Source organism: Vibrio sp. T9 (assembly GCF_003123985.1).
GTDB lineage: Bacteria > Pseudomonadota > Gammaproteobacteria > Enterobacterales > Vibrionaceae > Vibrio > Vibrio diabolicus.
The window spans coordinates 404,202-418,882 of the sequence record NZ_NIGY01000004.1 but is presented as its reverse complement, the minus strand read 5'-3'; the positions used below and the strand labels follow the sequence as shown (position 1 = coordinate 418,882).

Here is a 14,681-nt window from a genome sequence, read left to right as displayed (position 1 = left end):
GATTGCAGGGAATAAAAATAATTACAATACTGCCTTACTGGAAGATACATGAAAATCAAACCCCTCCCACCTTTAAATAGCCTCGTTGCGTTTGAAGCGTCGGCGCGGCACTTGAGTTTTACGTTAGCCGCTGACGAGCTAAACGTGACCCAAGGTGCTATCAGTCGCCAAATTAGACAATTAGAAGAATACTTAGGCAAGGCTATGTTCACGAGAGCCAATCGAAGCATTAACTTAACGCCTACAGGTCTTCAATATTATCAAGCCGTCAGCCAATCTTTGCTCGATATTGCTCAAATCACGGGTGAAGTGAAGAAGTGGCAGGGCGAACAAAAGATCACGGTTGCGACGACAAATGCAATGGCAGCCTTGTGGTTGTTGCCTAAGGTTGCTCAATTTCAAAATGAACATGATGACATCGATATAAGGATATTGGCCTCAGATAATGTGTTGGACTTACGCCGATTAGATTGCGATATCGCCTTGTTTTATTGTCGCACTCCACCTGCGGAAATGGATGTGACAACGCTATTTTCAGAAGAAGTATTCCCTGTGTGTAGCCCGCTTTATTTAGAGAAAATCGGCCAGCCTAGTGAGCCAGAAGAAATCTTCAATAAAACGTTACTCTATCTGGAAGAGTCTCAAAGAGATTGGGTGAATTGGGAGCAGTGGTTTGCAAGTGTGGGGTTGCCAAATATTTCGCCTCGTAATCGCATGAACATCAATAACTATCCAATGCTGTTACAAGCGGCAATTAATGGTCAGGGCATCGCGTTAGCCTGGGGCTCATTAGTGGACGACTATTTACAAAGCGGCGCTTTGGTTAGGCCAGTCGAGCATGTTCTTTCAACACCTTCCAATTTTTCTATGCTTGAACCTAAAAATAGAGGTTTAATCCCAGCAAGCGTCAAACGTTTTAGAGAATGGCTTTTGCATCAGTTGCCAGATGAGGTGGGTGATCGAGGCTTAGCCTAAATCAATAAGCAGAGAAAATAACAGAGTTTGGTCATGTTAAAAAAGCGGGAATATCAGTTCCCGCTTTGTTTGAATTGATTGGATGAAATGACGCACTAAGTGAGTGCTGGTCCTTGATTGAGTGTGGAATCATCTTTCAGCGAGGATGTTGAAGCGATAGGCTCGGAAGCCACAGTTTTGCTTTCAACAAGCGGTTCAACAGGACCATCAAGTTTCTCTTGCTCTGGGTGAACATGCTCTGGAAGCATTGCCCATGGCTTAGGCTCGCGTCGAATACTATGAAATAGCGTTAAGCTCATCACCGCGATAAAAATGGCGATAGGGAAACCGGCAATAATGGAGGCCGTTTGCATTGCTTTTAACCCTCCTGCGTATAGAAGCACTCCCGCAATGGCGGCGATCATGATCCCCCATAATACGCGTATTGACGTGGGAGGTTCACTGTGTCCAGCGGCATCGAGGGTACATAGAACCAAGGTACCTGAGTCCGCGGAGGTAATGAAATAAGTACCGAGCAATAGACACGCAAGTACGCTAAGTAGTTTACCAAACATACCTGTATCTAGATTGTCGAATAGCGTAAACAAAGCGCGTGTCGTATCAGCTTTAGTCGCTTCAAGAATTGGGCCGCCAGAAAAATCTGCAGGTGGTGTTTGTTTTGCTTCTTGTGCCGCAGTGACTTGATCTTGATGAGCAACACGAGCGTCTTGCTCTACCTTCAACGCTGCACCACCAAATACTGAAATCCATAAAAACGTGATTAGCGTAGGTACAATTAATGCACCACCGATAAGTTCACGTATTGTGCGTCCTTTAGAGATACGAGCTACAAACATGCCAACGAAAGGTGCCCAAGTCATCCACCAAGGCCAGTAATAAGCCGTCCACCAGTTTTGCCAGCCAGAGTCATTCTGTGCATCGCTCCATAAGCTCATACCGACAATGTTTTGTGCATAAAGCCCCGTGCTTTCAAGTAGCGTATTTAAGATATAGCGAGTTGGGCCAATGTAAAGTACGACCAGCACGAGTGCGAGTGAAAGCAGCATGTTCCATTCTGATAAACGGCGAATACCTTTCCCTACACCAGATAGCACCGATGCAACCGCACAAGTACAAAGGGAAACGATAATAAAGAGTTGAATCCCCAAACTAATGTCTAGACCAAAGGCTTGATTCAAACCAGAGTTTATTTGGATAACTCCCATCCCCAAGGTTTGAGAGATACCGAAAGCAGTCACCGCGACTGTTAGGATATCAACCGTGTGCCCGATAGGCCCATAAATACGATCGCCAATCAAAGGGTATAAGATAGAGCGTAGGGTAAAAGGCAGATCTTTACGGTAGGAAAAGTAGGCTAATGCGAGTGCAACAATAATAAAGACAGACCAAGGATGTAGACCCCAGTGAAAGAATGTCAGTTTCATTGATGTTGTTGCGGCTTCATTGGTCAGGCCTTGAGTAAATGGGTTGTCAGCGTAATGCCACATCGGTTCGGCGACCGACCAGAAAATTAAGCCTATCCCCATGCCTCCGGAAAAAAGCATGGATACCCAAGACAAATAACTAAACTCTGGTTTTTCGTCATCTTTACTCAAACGAATATGTCCATATCGACTAACCATAAGGTAAAGAAGAAAACCGACAACGAGTGAAACAAGTCCGATGTAAAACCACTTCATATTCTGCAGCAAAATGCCGGAAATCGTTTCGAAGTATTGGCCCGCTTGGTTGGCGAGAATGGCGCAGAAAAGTACAAAACCGATAACGACGATCTTTGATGCGATAGTCACAGTCGGATTGAGTCCTTTCAATATCCCAGATGTTGCTCTCATAGGCATCCCTCACAGTGCGTTTGTTTTAGCGTTATTGTTTGTTACGTTATTGTTAATTTTTGAAAGAGAGTAGAGAGAGGGCTTTTGTGTTTCAACTGATTAATACTCATCGGTTAATGAGTATTAATCATGACAAGAAGAACCTTGTTAATTAAAAGGTTATTTTGTTGTTTGAGATCAATGCACGAATGACAAAAACTCATCCAAACCCGGCGAAAAAGTCGTTTGTTTGTTGCTGGGTTGTTAATCAAAATCATCTCCACTAACACAACACGATGTTGTACGCACTGGATGCAACTCGACTCTCGGAGATAAGAATATGAGCAATGTCAACCAAACCATTATTCCTGTTGAACTTGTTGATAATGTACTGAACCCAATCAGTGAAGCAACAGGAATGCCGAATCAGGCCTACACCAGCGAAGAGTATTTTACTTTTGAGCGTGATCAGGTGTTTGGTAACACTTGGGTATGCATTGGTTTTGCATCAGACCTGCTTAAAAATGGCTATGTGATGCCACTTGATTTCATGAATCTTCCACTACTCATGATGAGAAATCGTCAAGGTGAAGTCCAAGTCTTCCACAACGTATGTAGTCATCGTGGTATGAAGCTGGTGCATGAGGCAGGCGAAGTTCAAGGCATGATTCGCTGTCCTTACCATTCATGGACGTACGATCTTGACGGCAATCTAAAAGGCACACCACACATCGGTGGTATCGCAAAACACAAAGATGATCGATTTAAGTGTGAAAAACACGGCCTTAAGCCACTTCGTTCAGCCGTTTGGATGGACATGGTATTTGTCAACTTATCGGGCAATGCTGAAAGCTTTGAAGATCATATCGCGCCGCTAGAGCAACGTTGGCAGCAATTCTTAGGTGAAGATGGGTTAGGGCTTCTTCGCCGCGTGAACATGGGTGGCAACTTAGAGATCGAAGTGAAAAGTAACTGGAAGCTTGCCGTAGAAAACTACTGCGAGGCTTACCACTTACCTTGGGTGCATCCGAGTTTGAACAGTTATTCTCGCCTAGAGGATCACTACAACATCATGTTTGCAGAGCGCTTTGCTGGTCAAGGTAGTCTCGCGTACAACCTTTCTGATACAGCAGGAACACACTTACCTAAATTTCCAAGCTGGCCAGAAGATAAACTGCGTCATGCAGAATACGTTGCACTCTTTCCAAACGTGTTGCTTGGTATTCAAGCCGATCATGCCTTTGCAATGATGATTGAACCAATCACTGCGAATAAGAGTGTTGAGCACCTACGTGTTTTCTATGTGGGTGATGAAGCAACGAAAGATGAGTTTGCTGCGTGTCGTACCGCTACCGTTGAGTCGTGGCGAGTCGTGTTCGGCGAAGATATTGGAGCGGTCGAAGGTATGCAGGAAGGTCGTTACTCACCTGGCTTTAGTGGTGGCGTGTTCTCACCAGAAATGGATGTTCCGACGCATTTCTTCCAAACCTGGTTGGCAAAGCAAGTGAAAGCGGCACTGGAGCAGTAAGATGATGCATTACCTTAATTATATTGATGGTGAGTGGTGCGATTCAGAGCAAGCGCTGGCCGTCATGAATCCTGGCACAGCCGAAGCGTATGCGACGATTGCAGAAGCCACTATCACCGATGCCGATCGCGCAATGGCAGCGGCACGCCGAGTGGTCAATCAAGGCCTTCTTTCGGACGTTCGTCCCGCCGTCAGAACCGAGTGGATGTTAAAAGCCGCCGCAGCTATTCGTGAAATGGTTGATGAAGGTGGGTTAGTTGCCTGTCGTGAAAATGGGAAATCTTTGCAAGATGCCAAAGATGAGTTTTTAGAGTCGGCACGTTACTTCGAATACTACGCTGGCATGGCCGACAAGCTGGAAGGCACGTCAATTCCGTTGGGTAAAGACTATGTCGACTTCACTCAATATGTGCCGTTTGGCGTGTCAGTGCAGATTGTGCCGTGGAATTTCCCTGTCTCTATTTGTGCACGCTCATTGGCACCTGCATTAGCCGCAGGTAACGCAGTGGTGATCAAATCGCCAGAGATTTCTCCACTTGCCATGACGTTGTTGATTAAAGCGATTGAAAAAGCGGGCTTCCCAAAAGGCACGATTAACTTGCTATGTGGGAAAGGCTCAGTCGTTGGCAGTCATTTGGTGCAGCACCAAGACGTTGATCAAATTGTCTTTACGGGTTCGGTACCGACCGGCCAACGCATCCTGAAAGATTCAGCGCAACGCGCCACACCATCTGTGATGGAGCTGGGTGGTAAATCGGCCGCTATCGCACTGAAAGATGTGAGTCTCGAAACGCTTTTACAAAGCGTTCAAGTCGGTATTTTCTTTAACGCGGGTCAAGTTTGTTCGGCAATGTCTCGTTTGCTGATTCAAAAAGAGCGTTATGAAGAAGTAAAAGCGGCGGTTGTGGAAATGGCAAAAAGCCTAACCATTGGCCAAGGCGAAAGCCAGCCGGACATCACACCGTTGGTATCGGCTGATCAACAAGCACGCGTGCTTGAAATGATAGAGCAAGCAAAAGCCGACGGTGCAAACATCCTGACGGGTGGCTACGCACCTGATCTATCGGGTTACTTTGTGGCACCAACAGTGATTGAAGCCACGCCAGATATGCGCATTGCACAAGAAGAAGTGTTTGGTCCTGTGTTGGTGATTACACCGTTTGAAACTGAGCAAGAAGCAATCGAGATCGCGAATGGCACCGATTTTGGCCTGGTCGCTGGTGTCTTTGGTGAAAGCCTAAACCAAACATTGCGTGTGGCACAGCAACTGCGTGGTGGACAAGTGTTCATCAATGAATGGTTTGCTGGTGGCATCGAAACACCATTCGGTGGCGTGGGCTTGTCCGGGTTTGGGCGAGAAAAAGGACAAGAAGCGATTTATAGCTATGTCCAGACACGCAATATTGCCATTCGTTTGCAGTAAGACAGCAACGTATAGCTACCGTGTAACTTGATTTTCATCACCTCGTACCGGCTTGGATTTCAGACCACAAGCTAGGGCGAGGTTGATGGAATCACAACAAATCTGACAGCGGTTTGTAAACACGGAAATTCTGAACAAGGTAGTTGGAGTATAAGTGATGAGAAAGTGGCTCTGTATTATTTGCGGCTTAATCTATGATGAAGCACAAGGTTGGCCATCCGATGGCATTGCACCAGGAACAGCATGGGAAGATGTACCGGATGACTGGTTATGTCCTGACTGTTTAGTGGGTAAGGCCGATTTTGAAATGATCGAAATTACCGATGATGCGCCAGTAGAAGAGGTCGCGGCAGTGTCTTCGGTATCGGTAGGATCGTCTGTTCAGCCAAATGCGGCTCAGCCACTTCCATCTGAAGTCACTCAGCCTATATTTTCAGCTGACCCTATTGTTATCATCGGTAGTGGCCACAGTGGTTACCAGTTGGCAGCGGCACTTAGAGCGCAATCTGAAACGGTTCCGATCACTGTCTTTACCGCTGATGATGGCACACTGTACAGCAAGCCTGCCTTGTCTAATGCACTGGCCATGAAGAAAGATGTCGACGCGCTACAAAGTGAGAGCGCGTTGGAGTGGGAAAGCCGTCTCAATGTCCGCGTTTACCCGCATACCCGCGTTGAAAAGATCGAGCGTGCCAATTCAACGCTACACACCTCTATCGGTAAATACGCCTACAGCCGTTTGGTACTGGCAACAGGTGCATCACCGATTGAAATCCCAATTGAGGGCGATCGCTCTTGTGTTATGAGTGTGAACGACTTAGTTGATTACCGCCGTTTCAGAGCTCAGCTGCAAGACAAAAAGCGCATCGCAATCCTCGGCGATGGCTTAATTGGCTGTGAGTTCGCGAATGACCTGATCGAAAGCGGTTATGAAGTGACAGTTATCGGGTTAGGTCAATGGCCAATGGAGCGTTTGATCCCGCAACAGTTGGGTGAATCATTACAAAGCGCACTTACCGATCGAGGCGTGCAATGGGCTCTACAAGACAGTATCGCCAGAATCGAGCCAAGGTCCGAATCCAGTGCGGTTTTACATCTGAACAGTGGCAAGCAGATTGAAGCAGACCTAGTGCTAAGCGCGGTTGGGCTCAAGCCCAATGTATCGCTGGCTGAGCAAGCGGGGCTCGAAGTGGGCCGCGGCATTAAAGTGAATCAATTTGGCCAGACGAGTGATGAGAATATTTACTCGCTAGGCGACTGTGTTGAAACGGAGCAAGGTTGGCAGCCGTATATTGCGCCGATTAATCAAATGATTCCTTCCGTAGCGAAAAGCTTGCTAGGCGATGTCGCGTCAATCTCGTTAACGCCAACTCCTGTGATTGTAAAAACGCCGATTCTTCCACTCACTATTTTCCCGGTTGCCCCGAACGAACTGGGACAATGGTACATCGAGAGTCAGGCAGATGAATTGACCGCTGCGTTTTATTCTCCTGAGGGAACGATGCTTGGCTTTGCGTTGCTAGGAAGAAAAGTACAGTCATTACGTAGTCCTTGGCTAGATCAATTGTCATTGAAACTTTCAGCAGCGTAACGGAGAAAGAAGATGATTCATTTACCCAATGATGATGCAACATGTGGTTGGTACCATGCGTTGCCAAGTATTGCAGAAAAACCAGCGTTAAAAGGTAAACAAACTGCTGACTATGCCGTGCTAGGTGCCGGTTTCGCTGGACTAGCTATGGCAAGACGTTTAGCTGAACTTCAGCCTAACGCACGAATTATACTGATTGACGCACAACGTATCGGCCAAGGGGCGTCAGGGAGAAATTCGGGCTTTGTGATCGATTTGCCCCATAAGTTTTCACTTGAGCATCCCGATCCTGAGCACAAACAAAAGTTATTATCGCTCAACCGTTCTGCGATTGCTCAGCTAGACACTTTAGTGTCGAAGCACAGTATTTCTTGTCAATGGTCAGCAAAGGGCAAATATCAAGGAGCCGTAGGGGCGCGCGGTGAAGCGTATCTCGATCACTTTGAGCACCTAATGAAAGACCTTGGCGAACCATTCTTCCATGTTAATGGCAGTGAGCTGGCGAAAGTCTTAGGGACAAATTACTACAGCCGCGCAATTTACACGCCAGGTGGTTATTTAATGCAACCTGCTGCTCTGGTGCGTGGGCTAGGGGAAAGCCTTCCAGAGAATGTCGAGGTGTTAGAAAACTCGCCAATCCGCAAACTCAGTAAAGAAAACGGTTACTGGGTATTACATGGAGATAGTGGTTCTGTTGAAACCACTGAACTGTTACTTGGCACCAGCATTTTTACTCGTGAGTTTGGTTACCTTAAAAACAGATTACTGCCAGTGATGACGTTTGCAAGCTGGACGCGTCCATTGACCGACGCAGAAATGCAACGATACGGAGGTGAGCTGAATTGGGGTTTAACTCCAGCAGATCATGCGGGAACGACGTTACGTATGACCGCCGATCGACGTATTTTGATCCGAAATACTTACAAACACGTGCCGAAATATGGCTCAAGCATGAACGATAAAGTCAGAGAGCAAATCCGAGACGATCATCGTCAAGTCTTTTTGGCGCGTTACCCCGAGCTGGCCGGCGTACCATTTACTCACACATGGGGTGGGGTATATGCCATCTCTCGTAACTTTACTAACTTTTTTGGTCAATTAGATGAAGGTGTTTATGCCAGCGCTTGTGACAATGGTGTTGGTGCTGCGTGGGGAACCATTTCTGGAACGCTGTTAGCTGACTATGTTGTTGGTGCGACATCTAAATCATTGGATGACATACAGCAAGTGACAGGAATGCCTTGTTTGAATCCGCCAGAGCCTTTTTTAGGCATGGGAGTAAAAACGCGTATCCAATTAGCAAAATGGCAAAGCCGGAGTGAGTTATGAAGCAAGTCAAACTCGTTGATAGTAAAAACCTAGATTTTAATGTTCGTGGTGATACGCCGGGAATGGCGTACGTAGCCCGAGCGTTAAGCCCAGAAATCTCACCAAACATTGGCGTAGGCTTTGCTAAATGGGAAGGCGCTCAAGTGGCTTGGACGGTGCTTTATGATGAGGTTATTTTTGTGATTGAAGGCTGTTTCGAGCTGACCGCAAATGGTGAGACACATTTTGTGCACCCAGGTCAAATGCTGTGGATCCCGGAAGGAACCGAGCTAGTTTATGGTGGGCATGCTCTATTCGGCTACGTGGTTCATCCAGGAAACTGGAAAGAGCTACACGGGATTAAATGATTTGTTTTACAGACGAGACAACGACTTGAAGTTCTACTCGTGCTAAATCAAAAATCGTTCACAGTGTATGTGAGCCAAATCAACTCGCTCGTTAAGGGCGTGTCACCGAAGCCTCCTTCTTGAAGTCATTTGGGTATGTACATCAGTTTTAACGATAGCCATATCGAGATGCTTGGTATGGCTTTTATCGTTAAGGATAATAATCTCATTGGATCAAGGGGTATATAATCGTTAAATTGCACTTGCGACATCTTTGCGCTGTGACTGGCAATTCAAACTATTGTTTTAGCCAATAGAAACACTAAAAATTATCCACCAAATAATACGTTACTGAGTCTGGCCGTTGCATTTACGGCTGCCTATTTCGCAGCCGATGATTATTACTTAATATAAGAACTCACCATGCACACTCGTCGTGAACGCGTATTTGATCCCTTTCATCGTCTAACGGTATTTACAGATAAATGGCGACTTGGATCTAAATCTTATCTTACTGATCTCGCTTCTATTGCCTTATTGCTGTTACCGCTGACGCTATCTAACGCACTTGCCATCTTTCTTGGTCACGCTTCTAGAATCCTAGGGGTGTCAGAGGTTTCTCAGTTATTGTTCCATCTTTCTGATATTTTAATCAACTTATATCCCACAGCGTTTTGCATTGTGGCTGGTTACTATTTATCGCATAAAGTGAATGTGTCGAGCGCGATTATCATCATTTATTCGTTGGTCATGTTCTATTTAATTTCAATAGAGAATGACAGCCTTTCTAGTAATTACATGTTGCCGAATAACCCGTTATTAGCACTCTTTAGTGCAACGGTGTCATACGTTTATTGTAAAAGTTTCCGAATTGAGCTGCTTGATCCTCAAGCAATGGACTTCTCTTCTCGTCTTTTTAAAGATGTCTTACATTTTTTCGTATTCGTTTTATTTGCGGTTAGCTTATCTCATGTCACCGCAGCGGTGATGGATGCTTTTACTACAACAGTGGCTGGACTTAACTTTGATCCGCTGACGTTCACAGGAGGATTATTTTATCAATCCATCTTGAGCTTATTAGGAGCGGCGGGCATTAATGGTCACAACATGTTGTTTGCCATCAAGCAGCAAATATACGCTGCGACCGAAGCCAACATGGCTGCTTGGCAAACAGGCGAAGCGTCGCTTAACGTCATTAGCCAAGGTTTTTACGACGCATTTTTATCCATGGGCGGGTCAGGGAATAGCATCAGTTTACTCCTGTGTCTGTTATTGTTCGCTAAAGAGCGCAATCATATTTTACTGGCATTAGCGGCAGCACCATTGGTGATGTTCAACATCAATGAAGTGCTGCTATTTGGCTTGCCTATCATCTTTAACCCTATTCTGGTCGTCCCATTTGTATTAGTGCCGCTGGTAAGCTTTATCATCACCTATTGCGCGATTGCCTCCGGCTTAATTGCGCCTGTTGAAAATATTGTGAACTGGATGACACCGCCTCTTTTGAGTGGTTATGTTGCAATGGGACATCATGCACAGGGGGCGATACTTCAACTGGTGGTGATTGCGATTGGTGTACTAATTTATCGACCTTTTTATCTAGCCTATGCAGGCAAATATGTGGGGCAGCTTGGTGTAAGCAATACTTACAATGGTTTAGAACAATCCCTATTTAAATCACTACTCAGTAGTGTGAAAGATGCGAACACATCGAGTATCAGCAAGTCATCCGCGCAGAAACGTTTAACTTCCATTCTTCGTGAAGGCGAGTTGGTGATGTTTTATCAAAAGCAGCACTCAACAAAGGATGCGGAACAGTATTCTTACGAAGCGCTTATTCGATATAAAGATGAAGATGGAAACTTACTTTCACCAACGTTTATTGAAGATTTTCATCGGTTAGATGCCATGCCACTGCTCGATAAACTAGTACTCGAAAAGGTGTTGTCGGATATGAAGGAAATGGGATTATCTGAGCAGCGAAGAGTGGCCATTAATGTTTCTGTTGCTACCATTCAACAAGTGGATTTTGTTCAGCATTTACAAGGCAGGTTGGTCTATTTTGGAATCCCGGCTGAATGGCTTGAAATTGAAATTACTGAAGAAGCCGTATTAGACAATGAAGTTTCTTTAACTAGCACCATGAAAGCTCTACAGAGTATGGGAGTTCGTATCACAATGGATGATTTTGGTACGGGCTACGCATCGTTTCCTCATTTGTTCAAATATCCATTTAACAAGATTAAGCTAGACAGATCGCTGCTATTGGACGCTAACGATCATCGTGGACGGCAACTGTATCGATTGGTTGCTAAGTTAGGACATATTGCAAATTGCGAGGTCGTAGCGGAAGGGGTGGAAACGCAGTCTGACTATGACTTTGTGCGGTCAAGTGGGGTTGATAAAGTTCAAGGGTTTTACTTAGCAAGGCCTGTACCTTTGGATGAGATTATCCATCGACGTCCTTAACTAACGTGCAATAAAAAGGGAAGCGATGGCTTCCCTATAGTGAGTCTTGTTTTGACTTAGTTAGCTCTTATTTGAACTCAAATTTACCCTGCATGATCGCCCAGTGACCAGGGAACGAGCAGAAGAATGAGTAGTCGCCGCCAGCTTTCATTTTTTCAGTGCTGAAAGTAATGCTGGTGCTTTCACCGCCGCCAATCACTTTTGTGTGAGCGTATACACGGTCGTCATTTGGCTTCACGTAATTGTTTTCTGCACCTGCTGCCATGCCGTCCGTACCTACTGCTTGTAGATTAGCGGTATCTGCGATAACGACGTTGTGACCCATTGATTGTGCAGGCATTTTACCTGTGTGGTTTAGCGTCAGTTTTACTTCTTTACAAGTGGCTGGAACGCTCAGTGTTTTAGTAGAAAACTGCATCATATCGTTAGCATCTAGGGACACTTCACACTCGGCACTGGCTTGGGCACCAAAGCTCATTCCTACTAATGCGAAGGTTGCTGCTAATAAACGTAAAGACATATAACACTCTCCATTTTATATTTTGGGCTGACTTGGATTAATCTCATCCAATAGTTCTCATTATCAGCCAATTTTCACTCGAAAAACGTGCTTCAAGCGGTATATTGACGTTTTGTTGCAAAGTTGTACTGGTTAGTTCCACTATTTGATCACTCATAGACCCTATTTCATGCGATGGCGTGAGGTAAATCAAAAAAGAAAGGAACACGCCCCGTACAGAGATAAGGTCTATCTTATTAAGCCTTTGGAGCAGTATCTTGGCATTTATTAGAAGTAGATTAGAGAAGGTGAGAGGAGAGGCTCAAGCATAAAAAAGCTCAGCCAAATTGCTGAGCTTTAACAGTTAGAGCGGCAGTTTACGTTTAGCGATTTTGCTTCAACGCATCTAACGCTTCATGTAATGACGGCACGATGAAATGACCAAATTGTTTTACCTCTTTGCAAGGTTCAACTAAATCCGGAATCTGATAAGTAACCATATTCGCTGCCACGGCTGCGCGAACACCGTTATTGGAATCTTCAAAGGCCAAACATTGGCTTGGTTCTACATCCAGACGATTCGCTGCCAGCAAATAGATTTCTGGATCGGGTTTACCGTGGTTTACCTCGCAGCCTGTGGTGAGGTTGTCGAAGTACTTACTCAAACCCGCTAATTCCAGTTTGATTTTCGCCACCTCTTTTGCCGTAGAAGTCGCTACTGCGATTGGTAAGCCTTGTGCTTTCAGCCATTCTAGCAGCTCAACAACACCATTTTTCACTGGGATGGCTTGGTGTTTGACGACAGCATTGTAACGAGTACGCCATTCATGATGCAGGCGGTCTAGGTTCTCACCGTAGGCTTTGCGGAAAATTGCTTCAATACCTGCCGCATTGCGACCAATGATCGACAGGTAAACATCTTCATAAAACGGAAGGTTTTGGACTTCACATGCTTCTTGGAAAATACGCATACAGACGCGCTCAGTATCAAGGAGCAAACCATCCATATCAAAAATAGCAGCTTGGTAGTTCATTACATTACAGACTTTTCGATTGTGATGGTGCATTTTGACATAAGCGAGATAGATTTTCTTGCGGAATTCAAACCGTCCGTATCCTTTTTTACTTTATACCTAGCCGTTTGGCTAAGCGGTGTAAATTACCATTATCGAGTTCTAACTGACGTGCTGTTGCAGCCCAGTTTCCTTGATTCTGCTCTAGTGCTTTTAGAATCATGGCTTTTTGGAAGGTGTCAGTGGCTTGCTTTAAACCAGCGTCTGACAGTTCAAATGAAGAGCTAGGTATACCTGGCTCTTCATTGATGGGCTGATTGTTTGACGCTTTGATATCGAAATCTTGTTCCACCAATTCGATATCCATCGATTGAGTTCTAGCTTTGGCAAGCACGCCCGCTCGTTTGATTACGTGTTCCAGTTCACGCACGTTGCCCGGCCAAGAGTAATCTTTAAGTGCTTGAACTAGAGTGGGAGAGAGTCGAACACTGTTCAGCCCCAACTTGCTGCGTAGTTGCTCTGCAAAGAAACCAGCCAGTAGCACGACATCGTCTTCACGTTCACGAAGTGGGGGAACATGAAGAGGGAATACACTCAAACGGTGGTACAAATCTGCTCTGAAACGGCCAGCTTTTACTTCTTCATGCAGAACACGGTTCGTTGCCGCCACAATGCGTGTATTGACTCGAATATGGCGGTCATCACCCACACGTTGGATGTCGCCGTATTGGAGAGCTCGAAGTAACTTAGCTTGCAGTTCTAACGACAGTTCGCCAACTTCATCCAAAAACAGTGTGCCGCCGTCGGCTTGCTCGAACTTACCCTTGCGATTACTGATAGCACCAGTAAAAGCGCCTTTGATATGACCAAAAAGCTCACTCTCTGCGACAGACTCAGGTAACGCGGCACAGTTTAAGTACACCAAGGTATTATTGGCTCGGTGAGAGCGATGATGAATTGCGTTTGCGACGAGCTCTTTACCAACCCCTGTTTCACCCATTACCAACACCGATAGCTCGGTATCTGCCACCGCATCGATTTGCTCTTGAAGTGCTTTCATCCCAGCAGATTTGCCAATGATTTCGTTGCTTAGCGTGCGTTTCTCAGTGTAAGACTCACGTGGCAAGCTTGCTTGTGTTTCTAACTGCTCCAGTAGTAGCGCAGTGTGCAAGCCACCCGCGGCTAACGCACTGACAAAGCGTAGTTCTTGATTGAGTAAACCATCGAACTGGTTCGGGTCGAAGGCATCAATAGTGATCGCGCCAATCAATTGATCGTCGATCAGCAAAGGGAGACCAATACATGAATGGACGTGCAGCTTGTCGTCGTGGTTCGGAATTAACCCGTCATAGGGATCGGGTAAGTCGCTATTCGATGGAAACCGTACGATATCGCCAGCGCGTGCAATGGCTTCCAATCTCGGGTGTTGGTTTATAGAAAAACGGCGTCCCAATACTTCCTTTGCTAAGCCATTGATAGCCAGCGGCTTAAAGTGCTGATCTTCATACAAAAGAAGAGCAGAAGCATCACATTTTAATACCTCTCGAATCGTTGTTAATAAGGTATCAAATCGAGCTTGCCGAGTGAGTGCTGAATTTAGGTCTTGCGTGATGTGTAGCCATTGCGCGATTAAAGAAGTCATAGCCAATACCAATTGTGTCAATATGACCATTGTAGTGTCTTAATGACAATTTTCAAATGTGTCTAAATGACATTC

General features: G+C 45.6%; 11 protein-coding genes and 1 pseudogene. 8 read left to right on the top strand and 4 right to left on the bottom strand.

Going from position 1 to position 14,681, the window contains the following annotated elements; genetic code table 11:
- Positions 1 to 48 precede the first annotated feature (48 nt).
- Entirely contained in the window at positions 49 to 975 is a 927-nt protein-coding gene (locus tag CBX98_RS10745; RefSeq protein ID WP_005392445.1) for a LysR substrate-binding domain-containing protein, read from the top strand.
- A 95-nt stretch (positions 976 to 1,070) separates the two neighbouring features.
- Here the strand turns inward: CBX98_RS10745 and CBX98_RS10740 are convergent, their stop codons facing one another.
- A complete protein-coding gene (locus CBX98_RS10740) occupies positions 1,071 to 2,807 on the bottom strand; it encodes a BCCT family transporter (RefSeq protein ID WP_109169181.1) in 1,737 nt (578 codons plus the stop codon).
- Positions 2,808 to 3,126: 319 nt separating this feature from the next.
- Here CBX98_RS10740 and CBX98_RS10735 point away from each other — a divergent pair, with 319 nt between their 5' ends.
- From CBX98_RS10735 to CBX98_RS10710, 7 genes and pseudogenes are all read left to right on the top strand, one after another.
- Positions 3,127 to 4,314, top strand: coding sequence for an aromatic ring-hydroxylating dioxygenase subunit alpha (locus CBX98_RS10735; RefSeq protein ID WP_005392447.1), 1,188 nt, complete (start codon positions 3,127 to 3,129; stop codon positions 4,312 to 4,314).
- A 1-nt stretch (position 4,315) separates the two neighbouring features.
- On the top strand, positions 4,316 to 5,737 hold the full coding sequence (locus tag CBX98_RS10730) for an aldehyde dehydrogenase family protein (protein ID WP_109169180.1): 1,422 nt from the start codon (positions 4,316 to 4,318) through the stop codon (positions 5,735 to 5,737).
- Positions 5,738 to 5,894: 157 nt separating this feature from the next.
- Positions 5,895 to 6,056 (top strand): annotated as a pseudogene (locus tag CBX98_RS26570) (rubredoxin); the annotation flags it as partial.
- Complete coding sequence (locus CBX98_RS10725; protein WP_242446584.1) at positions 6,045 to 7,328, top strand: FAD-dependent oxidoreductase; 1,284 nt, start codon at positions 6,045 to 6,047, stop codon at positions 7,326 to 7,328. The pseudogene CBX98_RS26570 and the gene CBX98_RS10725, both read left to right, overlap by 12 nt.
- A gap of 12 nt (positions 7,329 to 7,340) precedes the next feature.
- The gene (locus tag CBX98_RS10720) at positions 7,341 to 8,657 is read left to right on the top strand and encodes an FAD-binding oxidoreductase (protein ID WP_109169178.1); all 1,317 of its coding nucleotides are present in this window, start codon (positions 7,341 to 7,343) and stop codon (positions 8,655 to 8,657) included.
- Complete coding sequence (locus tag CBX98_RS10715) at positions 8,654 to 9,004, top strand: ethanolamine utilization protein EutQ (protein WP_074189841.1); 351 nt, start codon at positions 8,654 to 8,656, stop codon at positions 9,002 to 9,004. Before CBX98_RS10720 ends, CBX98_RS10715 begins: the two co-directional genes overlap by 4 nt.
- 402 nt (positions 9,005 to 9,406) lie before the next feature.
- Positions 9,407 to 11,452 (top strand): EAL domain-containing protein, encoded by a 2,046-nt coding sequence (locus CBX98_RS10710; protein WP_109169177.1) that lies wholly within the window; start codon positions 9,407 to 9,409, stop codon positions 11,450 to 11,452.
- Between the two features lie 67 nt (positions 11,453 to 11,519).
- Here the strand turns inward: CBX98_RS10710 and azu are convergent, their stop codons facing one another.
- From azu to norR, 3 genes are all read right to left on the bottom strand, one after another.
- Positions 11,520 to 11,972, bottom strand: coding sequence for an azurin (gene azu / locus CBX98_RS10705; RefSeq protein ID WP_005392455.1), 453 nt, complete (start codon positions 11,970 to 11,972; stop codon positions 11,520 to 11,522).
- A gap of 362 nt (positions 11,973 to 12,334) precedes the next feature.
- Positions 12,335 to 12,985, bottom strand: coding sequence for an HAD family phosphatase (locus tag CBX98_RS10700; protein ID WP_048625344.1), 651 nt, complete (start codon positions 12,983 to 12,985; stop codon positions 12,335 to 12,337).
- Positions 12,986 to 13,073: 88 nt separating this feature from the next.
- Positions 13,074 to 14,606 carry a nitric oxide reductase transcriptional regulator NorR gene (gene norR, locus CBX98_RS10695; RefSeq protein ID WP_109169176.1) on the bottom strand — a complete coding sequence of 511 codons (1,533 nt, stop codon included), beginning with the start codon at positions 14,604 to 14,606 and terminating at the stop codon, positions 13,074 to 13,076.
- Positions 14,607 to 14,681 lie beyond the last annotated feature (75 nt).